This is a genomic window from Streptomyces violascens (genome assembly GCF_014649955.1).
Classification (GTDB): Bacteria; Actinomycetota; Actinomycetes; order Streptomycetales; family Streptomycetaceae; genus Streptomyces; species Streptomyces violascens.
Map to the genome: position 1 here is coordinate 146,617 of NZ_BMUA01000003.1, position 20,662 is coordinate 167,278.

General features: G+C 70.3%; 17 protein-coding genes. 7 read left to right on the plus strand and 10 right to left on the minus strand.

Features of this window, described 5'->3' with window-relative positions; all coding sequences use genetic code 11:
* Positions 1-54 precede the first annotated feature (54 nt).
* A complete protein-coding gene (gene ppc, locus IE206_RS09025; protein ID WP_189961528.1) occupies positions 55-2,784 on the minus strand; it encodes a phosphoenolpyruvate carboxylase in 2,730 nt (909 codons plus the stop codon).
* Between the two features lie 217 nt (positions 2,785-3,001).
* On the opposite strand from ppc, the gene IE206_RS09030 reads away from it, so the two are divergent.
* The 3 genes from IE206_RS09030 to IE206_RS09040 all read left to right on the plus strand — a co-directional run bounded on the left by IE206_RS09030 (position 3,002) and on the right by IE206_RS09040 (position 6,748).
* Positions 3,002-4,000: an acyl-CoA desaturase gene (locus IE206_RS09030; protein WP_189961529.1), complete on the plus strand. Its 999-nt coding sequence runs from the start codon at positions 3,002-3,004 to the stop codon at positions 3,998-4,000.
* Positions 3,997-4,719, plus strand: coding sequence for a TetR/AcrR family transcriptional regulator (locus IE206_RS09035; RefSeq protein WP_189961530.1), 723 nt, complete (start codon positions 3,997-3,999; stop codon positions 4,717-4,719). Before IE206_RS09030 ends, IE206_RS09035 begins: the two co-directional genes overlap by 4 nt.
* A 298-nt stretch (positions 4,720-5,017) precedes the next feature.
* Positions 5,018-6,748, plus strand: a complete 1,731-nt coding sequence (locus IE206_RS09040; protein ID WP_226598886.1) for an FG-GAP repeat domain-containing protein — start codon at positions 5,018-5,020, stop codon at positions 6,746-6,748.
* Between the two features lie 56 nt (positions 6,749-6,804).
* Here IE206_RS09040 and IE206_RS09045 read toward each other — a convergent pair whose 3' ends face one another.
* Positions 6,805-7,176, minus strand: a complete 372-nt coding sequence (locus IE206_RS09045; protein WP_189961531.1) for a VOC family protein — start codon at positions 7,174-7,176, stop codon at positions 6,805-6,807.
* 13 nt (positions 7,177-7,189) lie between these two features.
* Positions 7,190-8,041, minus strand: a complete 852-nt coding sequence (locus tag IE206_RS09050) for a trans-aconitate 2-methyltransferase (RefSeq protein WP_189961532.1) — start codon at positions 8,039-8,041, stop codon at positions 7,190-7,192.
* A 131-nt stretch (positions 8,042-8,172) separates the two neighbouring features.
* Between IE206_RS09050 and tamR the strand changes: the two genes are divergently transcribed.
* Positions 8,173-8,670 carry a MarR family transcriptional regulator TamR gene (gene tamR, locus IE206_RS09055; protein ID WP_189961533.1) on the plus strand — a complete coding sequence of 166 codons (498 nt, stop codon included), beginning with the start codon at positions 8,173-8,175 and terminating at the stop codon, positions 8,668-8,670.
* Here the strand turns inward: tamR and IE206_RS09060 are convergent.
* Positions 8,629-9,393: a LuxR C-terminal-related transcriptional regulator gene (locus IE206_RS09060; RefSeq protein ID WP_053724555.1), complete on the minus strand. Its 765-nt coding sequence runs from the start codon at positions 9,391-9,393 to the stop codon at positions 8,629-8,631. The genes tamR and IE206_RS09060 overlap by 42 nt on opposite strands.
* Positions 9,394-9,656: 263 nt before the next feature.
* Between IE206_RS09060 and IE206_RS09065 the strand changes: the two genes are divergently transcribed.
* The gene (locus tag IE206_RS09065; RefSeq protein ID WP_189961534.1) at positions 9,657-10,148 is read left to right on the plus strand and encodes a GNAT family N-acetyltransferase; all 492 of its coding nucleotides are present in this window, start codon (positions 9,657-9,659) and stop codon (positions 10,146-10,148) included.
* Positions 10,149-10,409: 261 nt separating this feature from the next.
* Here IE206_RS09065 and galK read toward each other — a convergent pair whose 3' ends face one another.
* From galK to galT, 3 genes are read right to left on the minus strand one after another with little or no spacing between them, the layout of a single operon-like run.
* Complete coding sequence (gene galK, locus IE206_RS09070) at positions 10,410-11,555, minus strand: galactokinase (protein ID WP_189961535.1); 1,146 nt, start codon at positions 11,553-11,555, stop codon at positions 10,410-10,412.
* Entirely contained in the window at positions 11,548-12,516 is a 969-nt protein-coding gene (gene galE / locus IE206_RS09075; protein WP_189961536.1) for a UDP-glucose 4-epimerase GalE, read from the minus strand. The genes galK and galE overlap by 8 nt, the downstream gene beginning before the upstream one ends.
* Complete coding sequence (gene galT, locus IE206_RS09080; protein ID WP_189961537.1) at positions 12,513-13,568, minus strand: galactose-1-phosphate uridylyltransferase; 1,056 nt, start codon at positions 13,566-13,568, stop codon at positions 12,513-12,515. Before galT ends, galE begins: the two co-directional genes overlap by 4 nt.
* A 245-nt stretch (positions 13,569-13,813) precedes the next feature.
* On the opposite strand from galT, the gene IE206_RS09085 reads away from it, so the two are divergent.
* Both IE206_RS09085 and IE206_RS09090 read left to right on the plus strand, forming a co-directional pair.
* Positions 13,814-15,484, plus strand: a complete 1,671-nt coding sequence (locus IE206_RS09085) for a sodium:solute symporter family protein (RefSeq protein ID WP_189961538.1) — start codon at positions 13,814-13,816, stop codon at positions 15,482-15,484.
* Between the two features lie 17 nt (positions 15,485-15,501).
* Entirely contained in the window at positions 15,502-15,774 is a 273-nt protein-coding gene (locus tag IE206_RS09090) for a hypothetical protein (RefSeq protein WP_189961539.1), read from the plus strand.
* A 125-nt stretch (positions 15,775-15,899) separates the two neighbouring features.
* Here IE206_RS09090 and IE206_RS09095 read toward each other — a convergent pair whose 3' ends face one another.
* From IE206_RS09095 to IE206_RS09105, 3 genes are all read right to left on the minus strand, one after another.
* Positions 15,900-16,592 carry a helix-turn-helix transcriptional regulator gene (locus tag IE206_RS09095; RefSeq protein WP_189961877.1) on the minus strand — a complete coding sequence of 231 codons (693 nt, stop codon included), beginning with the start codon at positions 16,590-16,592 and terminating at the stop codon, positions 15,900-15,902.
* Between the two features lie 346 nt (positions 16,593-16,938).
* Positions 16,939-18,774 (minus strand): outer membrane protein assembly factor BamB family protein, encoded by a 1,836-nt coding sequence (locus tag IE206_RS09100; protein ID WP_189961540.1) that lies wholly within the window; start codon positions 18,772-18,774, stop codon positions 16,939-16,941.
* 46 nt (positions 18,775-18,820) lie between these two features.
* Positions 18,821-20,509 (minus strand): outer membrane protein assembly factor BamB family protein, encoded by a 1,689-nt coding sequence (locus IE206_RS09105; protein ID WP_226598887.1) that lies wholly within the window; start codon positions 20,507-20,509, stop codon positions 18,821-18,823.
* Positions 20,510-20,662 lie beyond the last annotated feature (153 nt).

Consider the following 20,662-nt stretch of genomic DNA (forward strand, 5'->3'; position numbering starts at 1 on the left):
CACGCGGCGGAGCCGCAGAGTGCCACAGAGGGAAGGGGCGGGGTGGGGAAAGGATCAGCCCGTGTTGCGCAGGCCCGCTGCTACTCCGTTCACCGTGAGGAGAAGGGCACGGGACAGCAGGGGATCCGGGGCCTCGCCCCGGTCGGCGGCCGCCCGCTGGCGGGCCAGCAGGGCGACCTGAAGGTAGGAGATCGGGTCCAGATACGCGTCCCGGATCGCGAAGGTCTGCTGCAGCACCGGGTTCGCACCGAGCAGTTCCTCACCCCCGGTGATCCGCAGGACCTCCCGCACCGTCAGCTCGTGCTCCGCCTCGATCGCCGCGAACACGTGCTTCAGCTCGTCCGGCACGAGCGTGTCGACGTAGTGCCGGGCGATCCTGAGGTCCGTCTTCGCGAGCGTCATCTCCACGTTGGAGAGGAAGTTGCGGAAGAAGTGCCACTGCTCGCTCATCTCGTCGAGCACCGTGTCGAGCCCGGCCTCGCGCAGCGCCTTGAGGCCCGAGCCGACGCCGTACCAGCCGGGCACGATCTGCCGGGACTGGGTCCAGCCGAACACCCACGGGATCGCGCGAAGACCGTCGAGGCCCGCCCCCGAGTCGGGCCGGCGCGAGGGGCGCGAGCCCAGGTGCAGCTCGGCGAGCTGGTCGACGGGGGTGGAGGCGAAGAAGTAGGCAGGCAGGTCCGGGTCCTCGACCAGCTTGCGATAGGCCGAGTGCGCCGCGTCGGACACCGTGTCCATGGCCGCGTCCCAGCGGGCGAGCGCCTCGTCGGACTGGCGGGGCGCGGTGTGCAGGGCGGACGCCTGGAGGGTGGCCGCCACCGTGAGCTCCAGGTTCTCCCTGGCCAGCGACGGGATGAGGTACTTGTCGGAGATGACCTCGCCCTGCTCGGTCACCTTGATCTCGCCCTCCAGGGTGCCCCAGGGCTGGGCGAGGATGGCGTCGTGCGAGGGGCCGCCGCCGCGGCCGACGGTGCCGCCGCGGCCGTGGAAGAGGCGGAGCCGCACCCCGTACCGGTGTGCGACGTCGCGCAGCCGGCGCTGGGCGCGGTGGATCTCCCACTGGGAGGTGGTGATGCCGCCGAACTTGGAGGAGTCCGAGTAGCCGAGCATGACCTCCTGGACGTCCCCGCGCAGCGAGACGAGCCGCCGGTAGGACGGGTCGGCCAGCATCTCGTCGAGGATGACGTCGGCGGCGCGCAGCTCGTCCGTGGTCTCCAGGAGCGGCACGATGCCGATCTTGGCCCAGCCGCCGTGCAGGTCGATGAGGCCGGCCTCGCGGGCGAGGACGGCGGCGGCGAAGACGTCGTCGGCGCCCTGGCACATCGAAATGATGTACGACTCGATGACCTCGGGGCCGAACCGCTCGAAGGCTTCCTTGATGGTGCCGAAGACGCCGAGGGTCTTCTGTCCGGCCGCGTCCAGCGGGGCCGGGGTGGGCGCGAGCGGGCGCCGGGACCTCAGCTCCTTGGCGAGGAGCTTCTGCCGGTAGTCGCGCGGCATGTCGGCGTAGCGCCAGGACTCCTCGCCGAGCCGGTCGAAGAGCTGGCCGAGCGCGTGGTGGTGGGCATCCGCGTGTTCGCGTACGTCCATGGTGGCGAGCTGGAGGCCGAACGCCGCGAGGGTGCGGATCGTACGGTCCATGCGGCCGTCGGCGAACAGGGCGCCGCGGTGGTCGCGCAGGGAGGTCTGGATGAGGGTGAGGTCGGCGATGAGCTCGGCGGTGCCGAGGTAGTCGCGGCCCGGCTGGTGCGGGGTGCCCTTGGCGAGCCGGTCCTTGGTGTGGACGAGCTTCTGGCGGATCGCGGTGGCCTTGAGCCGGTAGGGCTCCTCGGCGTTGAGCCGCTTGTAGCGGGGGCTGATCTCGGGCAGGGCTTCGAGGTCGGCCTGGAGGGAGGAGAGCAGCTCTTCGGTGGCTCCGGCGTAGCGGATGGAGTTGGAGAGCAGCCCGCGCAGGAAGTCGATCATTTCGAGCGCGTCGTTGATGCCGTGCTCGTGCTGGAGGATCAGCACGTCCCAGGTGACCTTGGGGGTCACGTTGGGGTTGCCGTCGCGGTCGCCGCCGATCCAGGTGCCGAAGGTGAGCGGCCGGGTGCCCGGGGGCAGCTCGACGCCGACGCGCTCCAGTTCTGCCGCGAGGTCCTCCAGGACGTCCCCGACGGCGCCGGCGTGCAGCTCGTCGAGGTAGTAGATGGCGTTGCGGGCCTCGTCGGCCGGTTCGGGGCGTACGACGCGGAGCTCGTCGGTCTGCCAGATCAGGTCGATGTTCTCGGCCAGGCGCAGGTCGTGACGGCGCCGGTCGGAGTCGACGACCGGGGTTTCCAGGAGCTCGGCGATGCGGCGCAGCTTGTTGAGGACGGAGCGGCGCGCGGCCTCGGTGGGGTGGGCGGTGAAGACCGGCCGCACGTTGAGGTTCTTGACGCTCTCGCGGACGTGCTCGGGGTCGCCGTCCTTGAGCATGTCGGCGGTGCGGGCGAGGAGGCTGCCCTCGGCGGCGCGGTGGGCGCGCAGCTCACGGCCGCGGTGGACCTGCTCGGTCACGTTCGCGAGGTGGAAATAGGTGGAGAACGCGCGCACCAGCTTGGCGGCGGTCTCGACTTCGGTGCCGCCGAGGAGTTCGGCGGCGGCTTCGCCGTCGCTCCGGGTCAGCGCCCGGACCCGCTCGACGAGCTCAAGGAGCTCGGGGCCCTCCTGTCGGACGAGGGTCTCGCCCAGGAGGTCACCCAGTCGGCGGATGTCGGCGCGCAGCTCGTGGCTGGCGGAGGGGGTCTGGTCGGCACTGCTCACAGGTGCGGCTCCTTGCAGTGTTTGAGCACGTCTGGAGGGTTCTGGAGGCTTGCGGACCGCGCTGTCCGACGAGACACAGGATAGGTGTCCCGTTCCGCCCCGCCGTCACGGGCTCTTGTCCCCGGCCACGGCACTGCCATACTTACGTTGCCGTAGGTTACGCAACCGTAGCCAGGCAATCCCTCTCGAATTCCTCACCCTGCCGGGGGTACTCCCCATGACCACCAGTCCCGATCTGCTCAAGTCCCCGGACGAGCCTCCGATGCCGTCCGCGACGCTGGGCGGCGAGAGCAAACGCTCCATCGAGCAGGTCGCTCTGCTGCTCTTCATCACGGTGCCCTTCGTGGCGCTCCTCGCGGCGGTGCCGCTCGCCTGGGGCTGGGGGGTGAGCTGGCTCGATCTCGGCCTCCTGGTCTTCATGTACTACCTGGGCTGCCATGGCGTGACGATCGGTTTCCACCGCTATTTCACGCACGGCTCGTTCAAGGCGAAGCGGCCGCTGCGGATCGCGCTCGCGGTCGCGGGCTCGATGGCGGTGGAAGGGCCGCTGGTGCGCTGGGTGGCCGACCATCGCAGGCACCACAAGTTCTCGGACGCTCAGGGCGATCCGCATTCGCCGTGGCGGTTCGGCGAGACGCTGCCGGCGCTGCTGAAGGGCCTGTGGTGGGCGCACATCGCCTGGATGTTCGACGAGGAGCAGACCTCGCAGGAGAAGTACGCCCCGGATCTGCTCGCCGACCCGGCGATCCGCCGCATCTCGCGCGACTTCGTGTTCTGGACGGCGCTGTCGCTCGCGATTCCGCCGCTGGTGGGCGGTCTGGTGACGATGTCGTGGTGGGGCGCGTTCACGGCGTTCTTCTGGGGTTCCCTGGTGCGGGTCGCGCTGCTGCACCATGTGACGTGGTCGATCAACTCGATCTGTCACGCGGTGGGCAAGCGGCCCTTCAAGTCACGTGACCGCAGCGGCAACGTGTGGTGGCTGGCGGTGCTCTCGTGCGGCGAGTCGTGGCACAACCTGCACCACGCGGACCCGACGTCGGCGCGGCACGGTGTGATGCGCGGGCAGATCGACTCCAGTGCCCGGATCATCCGCTGGTGCGAGCAGCTGGGCCTGGCCCATGACGTGCGCTGGCCGAGTGCGGCCCGTATCGACTCCAAGCGGAACGAGGACGGCGGCCGGTCCCGGCGCAAGGAAAAGGCCGCCGAGGCGGCATGATGGACGACGTGGCGACCGACTCCAGCACCACCCGTACCACCAGCACCTCTGGCTCCTCCCGCTCGGCCGGGGCCCCAGGCTCCGCAGACAAGCCCCGGCGCACCCGCCGGACCCGGATGACCGGCGCCGAGCGCCGGGAGCAACTGCTGGACATCGGTCGCACACTCTTCGCGGAGAAGGGCTTCGAGGGCACCTCGGTCGAGGAGATCGCGGCGAAGGCGGGCGTGTCCAAGCCGGTGGTGTACGAGCACTTCGGCGGCAAGGAAGGCCTGTACGCGGTCGTCGTGGACCGGGAAATGCGCTCACTGCTCGACGGCGTGACGGGCGCGCTGACCGCGGGGCATCCGCGGGAACTCCTGGAGCAGGCCGCATTCGCCCTGCTCGACTACATCGAGACGTACACGGACGGATTCCGCATTCTGGTGCGCGACTCCCCCGTCGCCCAGTCGACCGGAACGTTCGCCTCGCTGATCTCCGACATCGCGACCCAGGTCGAGGACATTCTGGGCCTGGAGTTCAAGGCCCGCGGTTTCGACGCGAAACTGGCGCCGCTGTACGCGCAGGCGCTGGTCGGCATGGTGGCCCTCACCGGGCAGTGGTGGCTGGACGTGCGCAAGCCCAAGAAGGCGGAAGTCGCCGCGCATCTGGTGAATCTGGCCTGGCACGGTTTGGACGGCCTTGAACCGAAACCGCGCCTGATAGGACACCGCAAAAACTGATCCTCCCTCCCTCCCTCCGGCCAACAGCGGACTCCTCCGGACTCCCTCCGGGCAACAGCGGACAACATCGGCCACAATTTTCACTTCAACTACACAAGAATCCGCTGTAGTCTTCACGCACAATCCCGGGGGGGATTTTCGCCATTCCTCGCGTGCAATCACCCGTGACTGCCCTGCAGTGCCGCCACGGCGTGCGTGCCGCGCCTTTTTCCGCGCGCCCATGCGACGACGAATACGCAGCGATTCCCATTCCCCCCGGATCTACCCGTTTATTCCCATGGGGGGAATTTTGTCCTCTGTGCGCACCAAGCGCGCGAGCCGCCTCGCGGCCTGCACCGCCATCGTCCTGTCGGCGGGCATGCTCCTCGCCGGCCCGGCCTCGGCCGACAGCAACCCGGCGGGTCCGCATGCCGCCGCGAAGCCGGCGAAGAAGTTCGCCCAGCCTTCGCTGCAGATCCCGCAGCGCAAGTCGGCGTACGCCGCCACGACGGGCGTCCCCTCGAAGCCCCGCTTCGACCTGGACAAGGACGGCAGGAGCGACCTCCTCGTCCGGGAGCCGGACGACTCGCTCACCCTGGAGACCGGGAAGAACGTCCCGAACCCGACGGTCGCGAACAGCTACGGCGCCTTCAAGGACCTGATCGAGCCCGGCGACATCGACGGCGACACCAACCCCGAGCTGCTCGTCCTGTCCGCGACCGGCAAGCTCTCGCTGTACACCGGCCTGTCCGCCACGCACTACACGGACTCGGCCGGCAAGGACCAGCTCTCCGTCAACAGCGGCTCGCTGTCCTGGTCGAGCAACGGCTGGAACGCCTACAACAAGCTGTTCTCGCCCGGCGACGTCACCGGTGACGGCAAGACCGACCTGATGGCACGCACGCCCTCCGGCGACCTGTACCTGTACCCGGGCACCGGCTCGGTCACCGGCAGCCCGTACGGCGACCGGATCAAGGTCGGCAGCGGCTGGGGCATCTACGACCAGCTCGTGGGCGCCAGCGACATGGACGCCGACGGCAACGCCGACGTCGTGGCGCGCACGCCGGGCGGCGACCTGTTCTTCTACCCGGGTTCCGGCAACGCCGCGGCCCCGCTGAAGGACCGGGTCAAGATCGGCACCGGTTGGGGGATCTACAACCAGATCCTCGGCCAGGACGACACCACCGGCTACGGCGACCTGATGGCACGCGACGCCGCGGGCACGTTCTGGTTCTACGCGCCCAACGGTACGGGCGGCCTCGGTGCGCGCTCGCAGATGGGGACGGGCTGGAGCGCCGTCACCCTGGCCAACACCGGCGGCAACCCCACCTTCGGCAAGGCCGACCTGATGGCCCTGGACGGCCAGGGTTCGCTCTACTACTACTGGGCCAAGGGCGACGGCACCCTCTCCGACCGGCAGCAGGTCGGCGACCCGGGCGGCTGGGCAGGTGCGCCGGCCAACGCACTGGCGTACACGTCCTCGCTGTCCAGCAACAGCCGCTGGGGCGACCTGATCGCGGTCTTCCCCGACGGCCACCTGCACGTCGGGCAGAACGACCTCGGCGCCGGCTGGGACGCGTTCAACGGGCTCGCCGGGGTCGGGGACCTCACGGGTGAGGGCAACGGCGACCTGCTCGCGCGGGGCAACAACGGGCACATGTACCTCTACCCGGGCAACGGCCAGGGGACCGGGTTCTACAACCGGGTCGACCTCGGCGCCGGCTGGAACGGGTTCAACAAGCTCATCGGTGCCGGTGACGTCAACGGTGACGGCATCGCGGACCTGCTGGCCCGTGACGGCAACGGCCACCTGTTCATGTACCCGGGCAAGTCCACCCCCGGCTTCGGCAACCGCATCGACCTCGGCGGCGGCTGGAACGGCTACAACAAGCTGGCCACCCCGGGCGACATGACCGGTGACGGCCGTGCCGACGTGATCGGCGTCGACAGCTCCGGCAAGGCCTGGCGCTACGACGCCAACGGCACGGGCACCTTCAAGGAGCGCGTGGGCCTGGGCGCCGGCTGGAACACGTACAACGGCATCTACTAGGCCGATACGCGAGTGCCCCGCCCCTTCGGTCGATGGAGGGGCGGGGCATTCCGCGTTCATCCGGAAGCGGGGACCGGCTCCAGGAATTCCAGGCGGTTGCCCACCGGGTCCTCGGAGTAGAAGCGCCGGTGGCCCGGCAGGGTGTCGTCCCGGACGACCTTCGCGCCGCGCTCCTCCAGGCGGCGCGCGTACGCCTCGATCGAGGTGACGCGCAGCCCCGGGTGGGCCTTCCTCGCGGGGCGGAAGTCCTCCTCGATGCCGAGGTGGAGCTGGACCGGCCCGTACTGGAACCAGCAGCCGCCGCGGGCCGCGAGGGCCGGGGGCTTGGGGATTTCGGTCATGCCGAGTATGTCTGCGTAGTACGTCCTCAACTGCGGCTCGCTGCCCGGCGGGGCGGCGAGTTGCACATGGTCGACGGCGGCGAGCATCGGCGGGATTCCCCTATTTCTTCCTGGCCACGGCGAAAATGCGGCGGAACGGGAAGACCGTGCCGTGCGGGCCCGGCGGGTAGGCCTCGCGGAGCCGGTCGCGGTATTCGGTGAGCAGGGCGTCCATGGCTTTCTGGTCCCCGTCGAGGGCGGTGAGCACGGGGCGCAGGGCGGTGCCCTTCACCCAGTCGAGTACGGGGTCGGTGCCGGTGAGCAGCTGGCAGTAGACGGTTTCCCAGACATCGGCCACGCAGCCGAGGTCGGCGAGGCGGGTCAGGTAGTCGGCGGGTTCGAGGATATGGACGTAGCGGCGGCCGTGATCATCGAGGCGTCGGCGCCATCGCGGGGACTCGCAGAGTTCGGCGAGGATCGCATGGCTGGGCGAGGTGAAATTGCCGGGCACCTGGAAGGCGAAGGTGCCACCGGGGCTCAGGCCGTCGATCCAGGCGGGGAACGACTCGGGGTGGTTGGGGACCCACTGCAGGGCCGCGTTGGAGACGATCAGGTCGTACGGTTCGCCCGGTACCCAGTGCGCGGCGTCGGCGATCTGGAAGTCGAGCCAGCCGCCGCCGGCGGTGGTTCCGGCGTGGTCCTTGTCGGCCTGGGCGAGCATCTGCGGCGACAGGTCGAAGCCGGTGATGCGGGCGTCGGGCCAGCGGTCGGCGAGGCGGGCGGTGACATTGCCGGGGCCGCAGCCGAGGTCGGCGATCCGCGGCGAGAGGCCGCCGATCGCGGGGAGTTCCGGAATGCGGCTGAGCAGGTCGAGGAACGGGCGGGTGCGGTGCCCGGCGTGACGCAGATACTGCTGCGGATCCCAGACCGGTGGCTCGGTCTGTGTGGTGGTCGTCGATGAATCGGAATGCATGTTCGAGCCCCCTTGCAGGTACGGCTGGCCGAAGCGGAACAGGGTCCCGGCCCCTCCATGCCCAATGGTGGCTCGATATATATCTTGACGTCAAGAGACTTCACGTCGACAGACCCTCTACACTGATCGCCATGGAGGACGAGGTCGACCGACTGGTCGCAGCATGGCGCCGAGAGCGCCCGGACCTCGACGTGGAACCACTCGAGGTGCTCAGCCGGGTCAGCAGGCTGGCCCGCCATCTCGACCGGGCCCGCAGGCTCGCGTTCGCCGAGCACAGCCTGGAGCCCTGGGAGTTCGACGTACTGACGTCGCTGCGCCGCGCGGGCGCCCCCTACCAGCTCTCGCCCGGGCAGCTTCTGACGCAGACCCTTGTCACCTCGGGCACGATGACCAACCGGATCGACCGGCTCGCCAAGAAGGGCCTGGTCGAGCGGCTGCCCGACCCCAGCGACCGGCGCGGGGTCCTGGTGCGGCTCACGCCCGAGGGTCGCGACCGGGCCGACCAGGCGCTCGCCGGGCTCCTTGAGCAGGAGCGGGCCATCCTCGGCGAACTCAGCCGGGGCCAGCGGGGCGAACTGGCGGCCCTGCTACGCCAGTTGACCGCCCCGTTCGACAACATCCCCGGCTAGGTCGACCGGGCCGACGCCCGCCCGGCGGGCCAGGGCGACGGCCGCGAGCGTGGAGTGCACGCCGAGCTTGCCGAGCACGTTCTGCATGTGGGTGCGCACCGTGTGCGGGGACAGGAACAGGCGCTCGGCGACCGCCTTGCGGCCGAGCCCGGCCACCATGCAGCGCAGCACCTCGCGCTCGCGCGGGGTGAGCGACTCGACGAGCCGCTCGGACTCGGTGCGGTGCTTGCGGGCGGCGGTCAGCTCGCGCAGGACGCCCGTGAGCAAGGCGGGCGGCAGATGCGTCTCGTCGCGCAGGACGCCCCGGATCACGGCGAGCAGCCGTTGCAGGGAGCAGTCCTTGGCGACCCAGCCGCAGGCGCCGGCCTGCAGGGCGAGGGCGGCCCGGCGCGGGTCGTCCTTCTCCGCGAGTACGACGGTGCGCACCGCGGGCTGGCCCGAACGCACGCCCGCGACCAGGGAGATGCCGTCCACCAGGCCGTCGGCGCCGCTGTCGGGCACCGCGCGGGCCACCGGGACCGTCGCCGATGTGCCCAAGTCCGCGTCGACGAGCATCACATCGAATCTGCGGCCCTCGGCGGCGCCCCGCTCCAGGCAGCGCAGCGCCGCGGGACCGCTGCCTGCGGCGGCGACGTCCACGTCGGGCTCCGCCGCCAGGGCCGCGGCGAGCGACTCGGCGAAGATGCGATGGTCGTCCACCACCAGAACTCGGATACGTACCAAGTGACACCCCCAGGGTCGGGGGACGGACCGGTACGGGTACGGCGCCCGGAGCCGGGTTCACCGCAGTCGCACGGCCGCCGCCGTGCACTGAGCACTACCCCACCCCGGGCGACGTACCCGACTGTCTCGCCCCCTGATCAACACCGGCCCCCACCGGTGTTGTGCATCAGCGTAGGGCCGTGAGCTGTGAGCGGAAGGCACTTTGCAGAACTGATTGAACCCGTACGGCTACTTGGCGTGCGCGAATGTTTAGGGTGGGTTCCATGTTTCGTATCGAGACAGAAGTGGACAAGGACCGGCAGGTGCAGCTGCATCGGCGGCTGCGGGACACGAATACGGAGCGGTCCCCGGTGCTGCGCGCCCTGCGCGGAACGCCGTCGGAGAAGGAAGTCCCTTTGCACGTCTGGGGGTTGAACGAGGAGGGGCTGCTTGCGGGGGGCCTGGTGGGGCGCACGTGGGCGGGGTGGCTGCACGTGGACCTCCTCTGGATCGACGAGGGGCTCCGCTCGGGGGGCCTGGGCTCTCAACTCCTCACCGCGGCGGAGGAGTTGGCGCGCTCCGAACGAGGTTGCGGCTTCGCCCGGGTGGAGACGTGGGACTTCCAGGCGCCCGGGTTCTACCGCAAGCGAGGGTACGAGGTGGTGTGCGCGATCCCCGACTATCCGCCGGGGGTGACGGAGTACACCCTGACCAAGCGGCTGGGCTGCGCCGCGGACGGGGGTGCGAGCGGGGACGTGGTCCGGGATGCGAGCTGACCCGGCATGCCCGGGGCTGAGCCCCGGACCCCTGCGGGGGCTCCGCCCCCTGACCCCCGATCGCGCCTGAAGGGCGCTCGTCCTCAAACGCCGGACGGGCTGAAGATGTCGCCCCGGCCGGGATCAGCCCTGCCAGGGGCGCGGGGAACTGCGCGACCGGCCACCCACGGTCCGCAGCCGAATGACCACCCACCACACACCGCCCTCGGGGAGGAACCGACGGGGTCTGGGGCGGAGCCCCAGCGCACCCCACCGCCCCCCTCACCCCACCCGCCGCGCCCCCTGCGACGGCACCGCCTCGAACACCCTCGGGCGGGCCAGGCCGGCTTCCTCGAAGGCCGTCATCAGGGCCTTCGTCACGGGGTCCACCCCCGCCTCCTCCACCAGCACGATCGCCGAGCCGCCGAAACCCCCGCCCGTCATGCGCGCGCCCAGCGCCCCCGAGGACACCGCTGTCGACACCACCAGGTCCAGCTCCGCGCAGGACACCCGCAGATCGTCCCGCAGGGAGGCGTGGCCCTCGGTCAGGACGGGGCCGACACCCCGGACGCCCCCCGCCGACAGCAGCGCCGCCACCCGCTCCACCCGCTCGTTGTCGCTCACCACATGCCGTACGTAGTCCCGTACGGTCGGGGACGACAACCGACCCAGCGCAGAGTGGAGTTGTGCGAACGGGACCTCGCGCAGGGTCCGTACACCCAGCTCCCGCGCGCCCTGCTCGCAGCCGGCGCGCCGTTCGGCGTACGCGCCGTCCCCCAGCGCGTGCTTCACGCGGGTGTCCACGACCAGGAGTCGCAGACCGTGCGCCGGCAGATCGAAGGGGATCTGGCGTCTGCTCAGGTCCCGGGCGTCCAGGTGCAGCACATGCCCCTCCGTGCAGCACGCCGACGCCGTCTGGTCCATGATTCCGCACGGGACGCCTACGAAATCGTTCTCCGCCCGTTGTGCGATCGACGCCAACTCCTCCATGGACAAGGGGAGTTGGAATATGTCACGCAGCGCAAGGCCCGTCACCACCTCCAGCGCCGCCGACGACGACAGGCCCGCGCCCGTCGGCACCGTCGACGTCAGGTGGATGTCGGCGCCCGGCACCTCGTGGCCCGCCTGTCGCAGTGCCCACACCACGCCCGCCGGGTATGCCGCCCAGCCCGCGCCGGACAGCGGCTCCAGGTCGTCCGCCCGGAGTTCCACGACCGGGCCCCCGATGTCCGCCGAGTGGATGCGCAGGACCCCGTCCGTGCGCCGGGACACCGCCGCCACCGCCGTGTGCGGCAGGGCGAGCGGCATGACGAAGCCCTCGTTGAAGTCGGTGTACTCGCCGATCAGGTTGACCCGGCCCGGCGCCGCCCACACCCCGTCGGGCTCGTGCCCGTACAACTCCCGGAAGGCGGCGGCCACTTCACTCACCCGCGTGCTCCGTCCGCCGCGCGAACGCCCAGGCGTCCGCCACGATTCCGGCGAGGTCGGCGCGTGAGGGCTGCCAGCCCAGGCGCTCGTGGGCGCGCGCCGCGGAGGCCACCAGGACCGCCGGGTCGCCGCCGCGCCGGGCCGCGATCACCTCGGGGATCGGGTGTCCGGTCACCTTGCGCACGGTCTCCACGACCTCGCGGACCGAGAACCCGTTGCCGTTGCCCAGGTTGCACACCAGGTGCTCGCCCGCCGTCGCCGCATCCAGCGCGAGCAGGTGTGCCTCCGCCAGGTCGGCCACGTGGATGTAGTCCCGTACGCAGGTGCCGTCCGGCGTCGGGTAGTCGTCGCCGTAGACCGAGATGAACTCCCGCTCCCCCAGCGCCACTTGGAGGACCAGCGGGATCAGGTGCGACTCCGGGTCGTGGCGTTCGCCGCGGTTTCCGTACGCGCCCGCCACGTTGAAGTAGCGCAGCGACACCGCGGCCAGGCCGTGGGCCGCGCACTCGCCCGCGATCATGTGGTCGACCGCCAGCTTGGAGGCGCCGTACGGGCTGGTCGGGGCCGTCGGGTCGGTCTCGGTGATCGGGGTCGAGACCGGTTCGCCGTAGGTCGCGGCCGTGGAGGAGAAGACCAGGGTGCGGACGTCCGCGTCCCGCATCGCCGCGAGCAGGGCCATCGTGCCGCCCACGTTGTTCGACCAGTACTTCTCGGGGTTCACCACCGACTCGCCCACCTGCGAGAACGCCGCGAAATGGAGGACGGCGTCGAAGGAAGGGTTGAGCCATTCGGCCGCGTCCTGGATGCGGCCCTCGATGAACTCGGCGCCGGCCGGGACCGCCTCGCGAAAGCCCGTGGAGAGGTCGTCCAGGACGGTCACCTCGTGGCCGGCCTCGACCAGGTGGGCCGCCACCACGCTGCCCACGTACCCCGCACCGCCCGTCACCAGGTACTTGCTCACTTACTGGCCACCTCTCGCAGTCGTTCGGCCGCGGCCTCCGGCGGCACGTCGTTGATGAACACGCTCATGCCGGACTCGGAACCCGCGAGGTACTTCAGCTTGCCGGAAGTGCGTCGGATGGTGAAAAGCTCGAGATGGAGCCCGAACTCCGCGCGGTCGACGGCGCCCTCGCCCCGGAACGGCGCCTGGTGCCAGGCGGCGATGTAGGGGGTGGGCGGCTCGTCGGGGCCGAAGATCCGGTCGAAGCGCCTCAAGAGTTCCAGATAGATCCGTGGGAACTCTGTGCGCGCGCCGTCGTCGAGCGCCCGCAGGTCCGGGACGCGCCGCTTGGGGTGCAGATGGACCTCGTACGGCCAGTGGGCCGCGTACGGCACGAACGCCACCCAGTGTTCGCTTTCGATGACCACCCGGTCGCCGTCGGCGAGCTCCCGCTCGACCACGTCGTCGAAGAGGTTGCGGCCGCCGGTGCGCTCGCGGTGCTCGGCGAGCGAGCGGAGCATGAGGGCGGTGCGCGGGGTGGTGAAGGGGTAGCCGTAGATCTGGCCGTGCGGGTGGCCGAGGGTGACGCCTATCTCGGCGCCCCGGTTCTCGAAGCAGAACACCTGCTGGACCTGCGGGAGTTCGGCGACTTCGGCGGTGCGGTCGGTCCAGGCCTCCAGGACGAGCGCGGCCTGTTCCTCGGTGAGGTCGGCGAAGGACGCGTCGTGGTCGGAGGTGAAGCAGACGACCTCGCAGCGGCCGGAGTCGCCGGCGAGCGAGGGGAAGCGGTTCTCGAAGACGACGACGTCGTAGTCGGCGGCCGGGATCTCGCTGAGGCGCCCGTCGCGGGACGGGCAGAGCGGGCATTCGTCGGCCGGCGGGTGGTAGGTGCGGGCCTGGCGGTGGGAGGCGATGGCGACGGCGTCGCCGAGCAGCGGGTCGCGGCGGATCTCGGACGCGGTCGAGACCGGGTCGAGGGGGCGGCGGTCCGTCTCGTCCCGTACGAGGTCGTCCCGCGAGTCGTAGTAGAGCAGCTCACGACCGTCGGCGAGCCGGGTCGACGTCTTCTTCACCTGCAACCAACCTCCACCATCCAACAGAACCGCACACAACAAACCACAAGCCAACAGGCTCCGTCAATGGGCATGCAAGCGGTTGCCATGGTTGATCAAGTACGGCGCCGAAGTGGGAAGGCAGGCCGGCCGGGATCCAGGCTCGATCACAATCAAACAAACAATCTCATCAAAACTGTTCAGTTTCTGAACATGGAGGCGTAGGTTCCCGTCCCGGATCAGTAAGCGCGACGAAGCGAGTACGCATGCAATACCTGGCCGCGGGGCTTCGGCTCCCCACCAACGGGCTCGACTACACGATTCTGGCGATCTACTTCATCGTCGTACTGGGCATCGGCTTCGCCGCCCGCGCCAGCGTGAAGACCAGCCTCGACTTCTTCCTGTCGGGCCGGTCGCTGCCGGCCTGGGTGACCGGGCTCGCCTTCGTCGCCGCCAACCTCGGCGCCACCGAGATCCTGGGCATGTCCGCGACGGGCGCCCAGTACGGCGTCGCGGTCGTGCACTGGTACTGGATCGGCGCGATCCCGGCGATGGTCTTCCTCGGGCTCGTGATGATGCCCTTCTACTACGGCTCGAAGGTCCGCTCCGTACCGGAATTCCTGCTCCAGCGCTTCGACAAATCGGCGCACCTGCTGGCCTCGGTGCTCTTCGCGTTCGCCGCGGTGCTGATCGCGGGGGTCAACCTGTACGCCCTGTCGATCGTCGTGGAGGCGCTGCTCGGGTGGCCGCAGTGGGTGGCGATCGTCGTCGCCGGGCTCTTCGTGCTCGCGTACATCACCATCGGCGGCCTGTCCTCGGCGATCTACAACGAGGTGCTCCAGTTCTTCGTGATCCTGGCCGCGCTCATACCGCTGACCATCCTGGGTCTGAAGCGGGTCGGCGGCTGGGACGGCCTGACGAGCTCGCTCAAGACCAGCCACGGTGACAACTTCCTGTCCGCGTGGGGCGGCACCGGCATCGGCCAGGCCAACCCGCTGGGCGCGAACTGGCTGACCATCGTGCTCGGGCTCGGCTTCGTGCTGTCCTTCGGGTACTGGACGACCAACTTCGCCGAGGTGCAGCGGGCGCTGTCCGCGAAGAACCTCAGCGCGGCCCGGCGCACGCCGCTGATCGCCGCGTTCCCGAAGATGTTCATCGTGTTCCTGGTGATGATCCCGGGCCTGGTCGCGGCCGTGCTCGTGCCCAAGATCGGCACGCCGGGCTCGGACCTGACGTACAACGACGCGATCCCGATGCTCATGCAGGAGCTGCTGCCCAACGGCGTGCTCGGCATCGCGGTGACCGGTCTGCTCGCGGCGTTCATGGCGGGCATGGCGGCGAACGTGTCGTCCTTCAACACCGTGTTCACGTACGACATCTGGGCCAAGTACGTGAAGAAGGACCAGCCGGACGGCTACTACCTGAAGTTCGGCCGTCTGATCACCGCGATCGGGGTGCTCGCCTCGATCGGTACGGCGTTCATCGCCTCCTCCTTCTCCAACATCATGGGCTACCTCCAGACCCTGTTCTCCTTCTTCAACGTGCCGATGTTCGTGGTGTTCGTGATCGGGATGTTCTGGAAGCGGGCGTCGGTGAAGTCGGGGGTGTGGGGTCTCTTCGCGGGCACCACGGCGGCGATGGTCAACTACTTCTGGATCTACAAGCAGGGTGTCGTGTCCATCCCGACCGACCAGGGCGCGAACTTCGTCTCGGCGATCGTGGGCTTCGTGGCGGGTGCGGTGGTGATGGTGCTGGTCACCCTGTTCACAGCGCCGAAGCCGGCCTCCGAGCTCGCGGGCCTCGTCTACGGGACGAAGTCCCCCGGCGTCGAGGAGCCGCCCGCCGAGGGTGACGCGGCCTGGTACCGCCGGCCCGCCCTCCTCGGCTGGGGCGCGATCGCACTGGCCGCGCTCTGCTACGTCCCCTACTCCTTCTGACTCGGAGGTCACCTCACATGTCCGAACTGCAGCGAGAAGTAACCGAGTTGGAGCGCAAGTCGGCGTCGGCGGCCCGGTTGTTCGACATCCGCCGGATCATCGGGGGGCTGTTCACCCTGTACGGGGTGATTGTGGGCGGGGCGGGGGTTTTCGCGTCCTCCGCGGATCTGAAGAAGGCGCAGGGTGTGAACATCAACCTCTGGACGGGGTTGGGGATGCTGGCCCTGGGGCTGTTCTTCCTGGTCTGGCTGAAGCTGCGGCCCACGGCTCCGCCTACGCCTGGGGAGTAAGGGGTCTGGGGGTGCGGGTGGGTTGGGTGCCGGTGGGTTGGGTGCGGCTGTGTGCGTGGCTGGCCGCGCAGTTCCCCGCGCCCCGGACAGCGTCGGTGCCGGCCGGGGCGAGCATCTTCGGCCTGTCAGGTCGGCGGGACCGGCACCCCGCCCCCGGAAGCCGCGCGGTCCAGGAGGCCCGTTCGCGCGGCCAGGGCCGCCGCCTCCAGGCGGGAGCCGACGCCCAGTTTCATCAGGACTCGCTGGACGTGGGTCCGGGCCGTCGAGGGAGCTATCCCCATGCCCGCCGCGATCAGCCGGGTGTCCTCGCCGTCCGCCACCCTGACCAGCACCTCCACCTCGCGCGGGGTCAGCAGTTGCAACAGCCTCTGGCCCTCGTCGTCGGGCTGGGCCGCCGGGTTGAGGAGTTCGGCGAACGCACCCTGCAACAGCTGCGGGGCCACCGCCGCCTCCCCCGCCCGGGCCTTCACCATCGCCCGCTCGACACCCTCGATGCGCTCGTCGTGGCGCACGTAGCCCGACGCGCCCGCCGCGAACGCCGCCGCGATTCCGCGCGGGCTCGGCACCGGGCCGAGCACCACCACGGCCACCTGCGGCCGCTCTCGTTTGATCCGTACGATCGGGTCGAACACCCCCGGTTCGGCGGGCGAGGCCGTGCCGAGCAGGCACACCTCGGGCGCCCGGCTCACCACCAGTTCGGCGGCCCCGGCGACCGGAGCCGCCGCGGCGAGCACCCGGTGGCCCCGCAGTTTCAGCGCCGAGGCGAGTGCCTCGGCGAGCAGCCGGTGGTCGTCGACCACCATGAGCCGCACGCCCATCGAGCTACCCCCCATCCCCTGGGCCCTCCCCAGCTCTACGAGCTGAGGGCAGCCCACTCGGACCCCCCGGTCCCCGGCCCCTCTTGCCCCGGCAAGCTACACGCTTGTTCGACGCCGCGCGCCCCTTACCGGTAAGAAGCCCCCAGAATGCCGAATTCTCCGGCATTCAGGCCCGGTTGAGGAAGAAGGAGGGGACACAGAAGGAGCGAACTCGGCCCGTTCCGAACACCCCGCACGCCCCCGACCTGCGAGGGAACAGGTGGCCGAAAGAGTGTGCGGGAAAAGGCGAAAGGCCCCGGCGGCGGAGTTCGTACTCCGCCGCCGGGGCCTTCCCCTCATCCGCGCCTCAGCTCGTGCCGGTCGCCATGAACAGGAACTTCTTGTCGGCGTCGCTCGCCGAGTACGGCTTGCTCAGGAGCACCGCACCCAGGTACAGGCGGCCACTGCCGTAGAGCATCTCGGAGTACTTCGGCGAGAACGACGTGATCGCGTCGCGGACCGCGCGGTCGGCCGGGTTCTCCAGGAGCAGCGTCGACTTGAGGCTGCCGCCGTCGATGCTGACGACCTGCGTGCCCTTGTCGTACGGGGCGTCCTTGTACGCGATGACGTTGTTGCCGTCCATGCGCATCGGGTACAGCGTGTAGCCGTCGCCCGCGTCCACCTTGCCGGGCACGGGCTGGCCGGTGGCGAGGTCGAAGGCGACGATCTCGTTGGTGCGGCCGAGCGAGCTCTGGCCGCTCGCGGCGTTCTCGTGCTGCTCGGTCGGCACGTACAGCCTGCCGTTGCCGGCCGTGACCATCTTGCACTTCTCGACGGAGGTGCTGTCGCAGCTGGCCGCGTACTTGTCGCCGGGCGCCGGGATGCGGGCGAGCAGCTTGCCCGTCTTGGCGTCGACGGAGAAGAAGTCCGAGATGCCGCTGCCGTCGCCCGCGCTCTCGCCGACGTCGGCGGCGAGCACCAGCGGGCTGGTGGAGACGATGTGGGCGTACTGGATGCCGGGCAGCATCTTGTACGTCGAGGTCGGCTGGCCCGTCTTGGGGTCGAGGGTCTGGATGTTGACGGTGGGCTTGTCGTAGTCGCCGCACTTGCGGACCGCCACGAGTGCGTCACCGCCGCCGTAGCCGACGTCCTTGCACTGGTCGGCGGTGGTGGTGGGCTTCCAGAGTTCCTTGCCGGTGTTCAGGTCCCAGGCGGCGCCGCCGTCGAGGCCGCCCGCGGCGACGGTCCCCGCGCCCAGGGTGACCTCGTCGAAGCGGGTCTTGCGGTCGCCGCTGGCGCCCTTGACGTTCGCCTGCCACAGGAGCTTGCCGGTGTTCAGGTCGAGGCCGGCGACCTCCGTGCAGGAGGCGATCTTGGCGCCGTTCTCCTGGCTCTCGAAGGCGAACGCGGTCTTGCCGTCGGCCGAGACGTGCGTGGTCGACTCGCAGACGTTGCCGGTCAGCGGGAGCTTCCAGAGCTGGGTGCCCTTGGCGGGGTCGTAGCCGACGATCTCCTTGACGCCGGACTTGACGTACACCTTGTCGGTGAGCCAGGAGCCGTGCACCGCGGTGAGGTCGGTGACCTTGGGCTGGGGGGTCTGGAAGAGCACCTTGGCGGAAGTGTTGGCAGGGGCCTTCTCCTTGCCGCCGCCTCCGGTCGCGCTGCCGCCGCCCTGGGCGCCGCCGGTGTCGCCCTGCTTGGCGTCGCTCTTGCCGTCGTCCTTGCCGGCGTACCAGATGCCGCCGCCGACGATCAGGCCCACCGCGACGACCGCCGCGATGATGATCGTCATCTGGGTGTTGAGCTTCTTGCCGCCGCCCTGGCCGCCGGGGACGGGCGCGCCGGGCGTTCCGTACTGCGGCTGCATCGGCTGGGTGGCGGGCTGCGGCGTCGGGTATCCGTAGCCGGGCTGCTGCGGCTGGCCCGGGTAGCCGTAGCCCGGCTGCTGCGGAGGCGGGGCCTGCGGATAGCCGTACGCCGCGGGCGGCGGGGTGCCGGGCGTCTGCGGGTAGCCGTAGCCGGGCGGGGTCGCGGGCGGCGGGGTGCTCGGCGGACCGGCGGGCGGCGGCGGGGTGGGCGCGCCGAAGCCGGGCGCGGCCGGCTCCTGGGGCGCGCCGAAGCCGGAGGCCGGGGGCTGCTGCGGGGCGCCGAAGCCCTTCGGCGCGTCCTCGGGCTGCGGGGGCTGCTGGGGTGGCTGGCTCATGCCGGAGGGACCTCTGACTGGAAGGCGGGAACAGGGAGTTGGGGCGTCACTTGCCGAAGGACAGGATCGAGTTGTCCTTCTTGTCGGCCTTGGGGCTGTTCACTCGCCCGTTGAGCAGGAAGACGCGCCCGCCCGCGTACGCGATGCGGGGGCTGAAGAAGGCTTCCTCGGTGCTGGCGGCGGCCGACGGGCTCTGCAGGGTGATCGTCGGGGTGCCGCCGGTCGGCGGCAGGGTCGCGATCGCGGCCCCCTCGTCGTCGATGCCGGGCTCGATGTAGACCACGACCTTGCCGCCCTCGACGGCCAGCGGCTGCATCATGCGGCCCTTGGGCGCGGCCGCGTGCCACTTCTCCTTGCCGGTGCCGAGGTCGATGGCGACCACGTCGTTGCTGCGGCCGACCCCGAGGTCGCCGCTGTCCTTGCCTTCGGTGGAGATGTAGAGGGTGTTGGCGTCGGCGGCCGTGCCCGAGCAGTCCTGGAGCTGGCGGTCGACGATGCCGAAGCCACTGCAGTTCGCGGTGAGCTGCGACTTGGAGTCGACCTGCGAGCGGATCTTGCCGTCAGGGTTGAAGGTGGAGATGTTCCACGTCTTCTTGTCCTTGTTGGTGGCGTAGACGACCAGCGGGTCCATCGAGTAGACGCGTCGGATCGACCAGCCCTTGTCGTACTGGTAGTTCCACTTGGGCTTGCCGGTGGCCGGGTCCAGCTCCTGCAGGAGCTCCGACTGCGGGGCGTCCATGCTGGTGTTGTTCGGGTCGCTGCAGGTGCCCACGGAGATCAGCTTGGGGCCGCCCGCGAACGCGTCGGAGCTGCAGTTGCCGGTCTTCGGGGTGCCGTACAGCTTCTTGCCGTCGGCGATGGAGAAGCCGCTCGCGCCGCCCATGCGGGCCAGCGTCACGGTGTTACCGCTGATCGCCATGTCGGCGCCGACCATGCTGTCGAAGAGGCCCTCCGACGGCACCGGAGCCTTCCAGCCCGCCTTGCCCGCGGACAGGTCGACCATCTGGAGCTGGTTGCACTTGGCGTCCTTGGTGTTGTTCTCCTGGACGCCGAAGACGATCTTTCCGTCCGCGGTGGTGTCGTGCGGGGCGCCGCAGATGGGGGTGTCCAGGGACACCTTCCACTTCTCCTTGCCGTCCGCCACGGCGTAGCCGACGACCTCCTTGTACATGGCCTTGACGACGACGTCGCCCAGGCGCCAGGGGCCGTGCTGCTCGGCGCCGTTCTGGGTCAGCGGGGTCTCGTTCTCGTGCAGCCAGACCCGCGCCTCGCCGTCCTTGATCCCGGCGTTGATGTCGTTGGAGTCGCTGCCGCCGTTGCCCTTGCCGTCGCCCTTGTCGACGGAGGGCGAGCCGGAGGGAAGTGCGCCGTGGCTCTTGTCGGCGACGGGCTTCTTGTCGTCGTCGCCGCTGCCGCTGAACATGAAGTACGCGCCGCCGCCGATGACCAGGAGGCCCGCGACCGCCGCGGCCACGATCATTGCGGGCTTGCCCTTGAACGGGTTCTTGCCGCTGCCCTGCGAAGGAACCGGGGCGCCCGGGTACTGCGGCTGACCGGGGTAGCCGTAGCCGCCCTGCTGGGTCTGCGCATACGGGTTGGGGCCCGTCGGGGGCTGGCCCGGGTAGCCGTAGCCGGGCTGCTGCCCAGGGGTTTGCGGATAGCCGTAACCCGGCTGCTGCGGGGCCGCCTGCGGGTAGCCGTAGCCGGGTGCTCCGGCCGGCGGCGTGGGAGGCATCTGCGGCGGCTGCGCGGGCGGGGAGGGCGGAGCGGCCGGCATCTGCGGCGGCTGGGGCGGCGGCCCCTGCGGCTGGGCAGGCGGTCCCTGCGGCTTGTCCTGCGGTGCTCCGAAGCCCCCCTGCGGCGGCTGCGAACTGGGCGGCTGAGTCAC

Excerpts from the sequence above, each read along its gene's own strand:
- IE206_RS09030 (WP_189961529.1), top strand. The coding sequence starts at position 3,002 with ATGACCACCAGTCCCGATCTGCTCAAGTCCCCGGACGAGCCTCCGATG.
- IE206_RS09035 (WP_189961530.1), top strand. The coding sequence starts at position 3,997 with ATGATGGACGACGTGGCGACCGACTCCAGCACCACCCGTACCACCAGC.
- IE206_RS09045 (WP_189961531.1), bottom strand. The coding sequence starts at position 7,176 with ATGCTCGCCGCCGTCGACCATGTGCAACTCGCCGCCCCGCCGGGCAGC.
- IE206_RS09050 (WP_189961532.1), bottom strand. The coding sequence starts at position 8,041 with ATGCATTCCGATTCATCGACGACCACCACACAGACCGAGCCACCGGTC.
- tamR (WP_189961533.1), top strand. The coding sequence starts at position 8,173 with ATGGAGGACGAGGTCGACCGACTGGTCGCAGCATGGCGCCGAGAGCGC.
- IE206_RS09065 (WP_189961534.1), top strand. The coding sequence starts at position 9,657 with ATGTTTCGTATCGAGACAGAAGTGGACAAGGACCGGCAGGTGCAGCTG.
- IE206_RS09085 (WP_189961538.1), top strand. The coding sequence starts at position 13,814 with ATGCAATACCTGGCCGCGGGGCTTCGGCTCCCCACCAACGGGCTCGAC.
- IE206_RS09090 (WP_189961539.1), top strand. The coding sequence starts at position 15,502 with ATGTCCGAACTGCAGCGAGAAGTAACCGAGTTGGAGCGCAAGTCGGCG.
- IE206_RS09095 (WP_189961877.1), bottom strand. The coding sequence starts at position 16,592 with ATGGGCGTGCGGCTCATGGTGGTCGACGACCACCGGCTGCTCGCCGAG.
- IE206_RS09100 (WP_189961540.1), bottom strand. The coding sequence starts at position 18,774 with ATGAGCCAGCCACCCCAGCAGCCCCCGCAGCCCGAGGACGCGCCGAAG.
- IE206_RS09105 (WP_226598887.1), bottom strand. The coding sequence starts at position 20,509 with ATGCCTCCCACGCCGCCGGCCGGAGCACCCGGCTACGGCTACCCGCAG.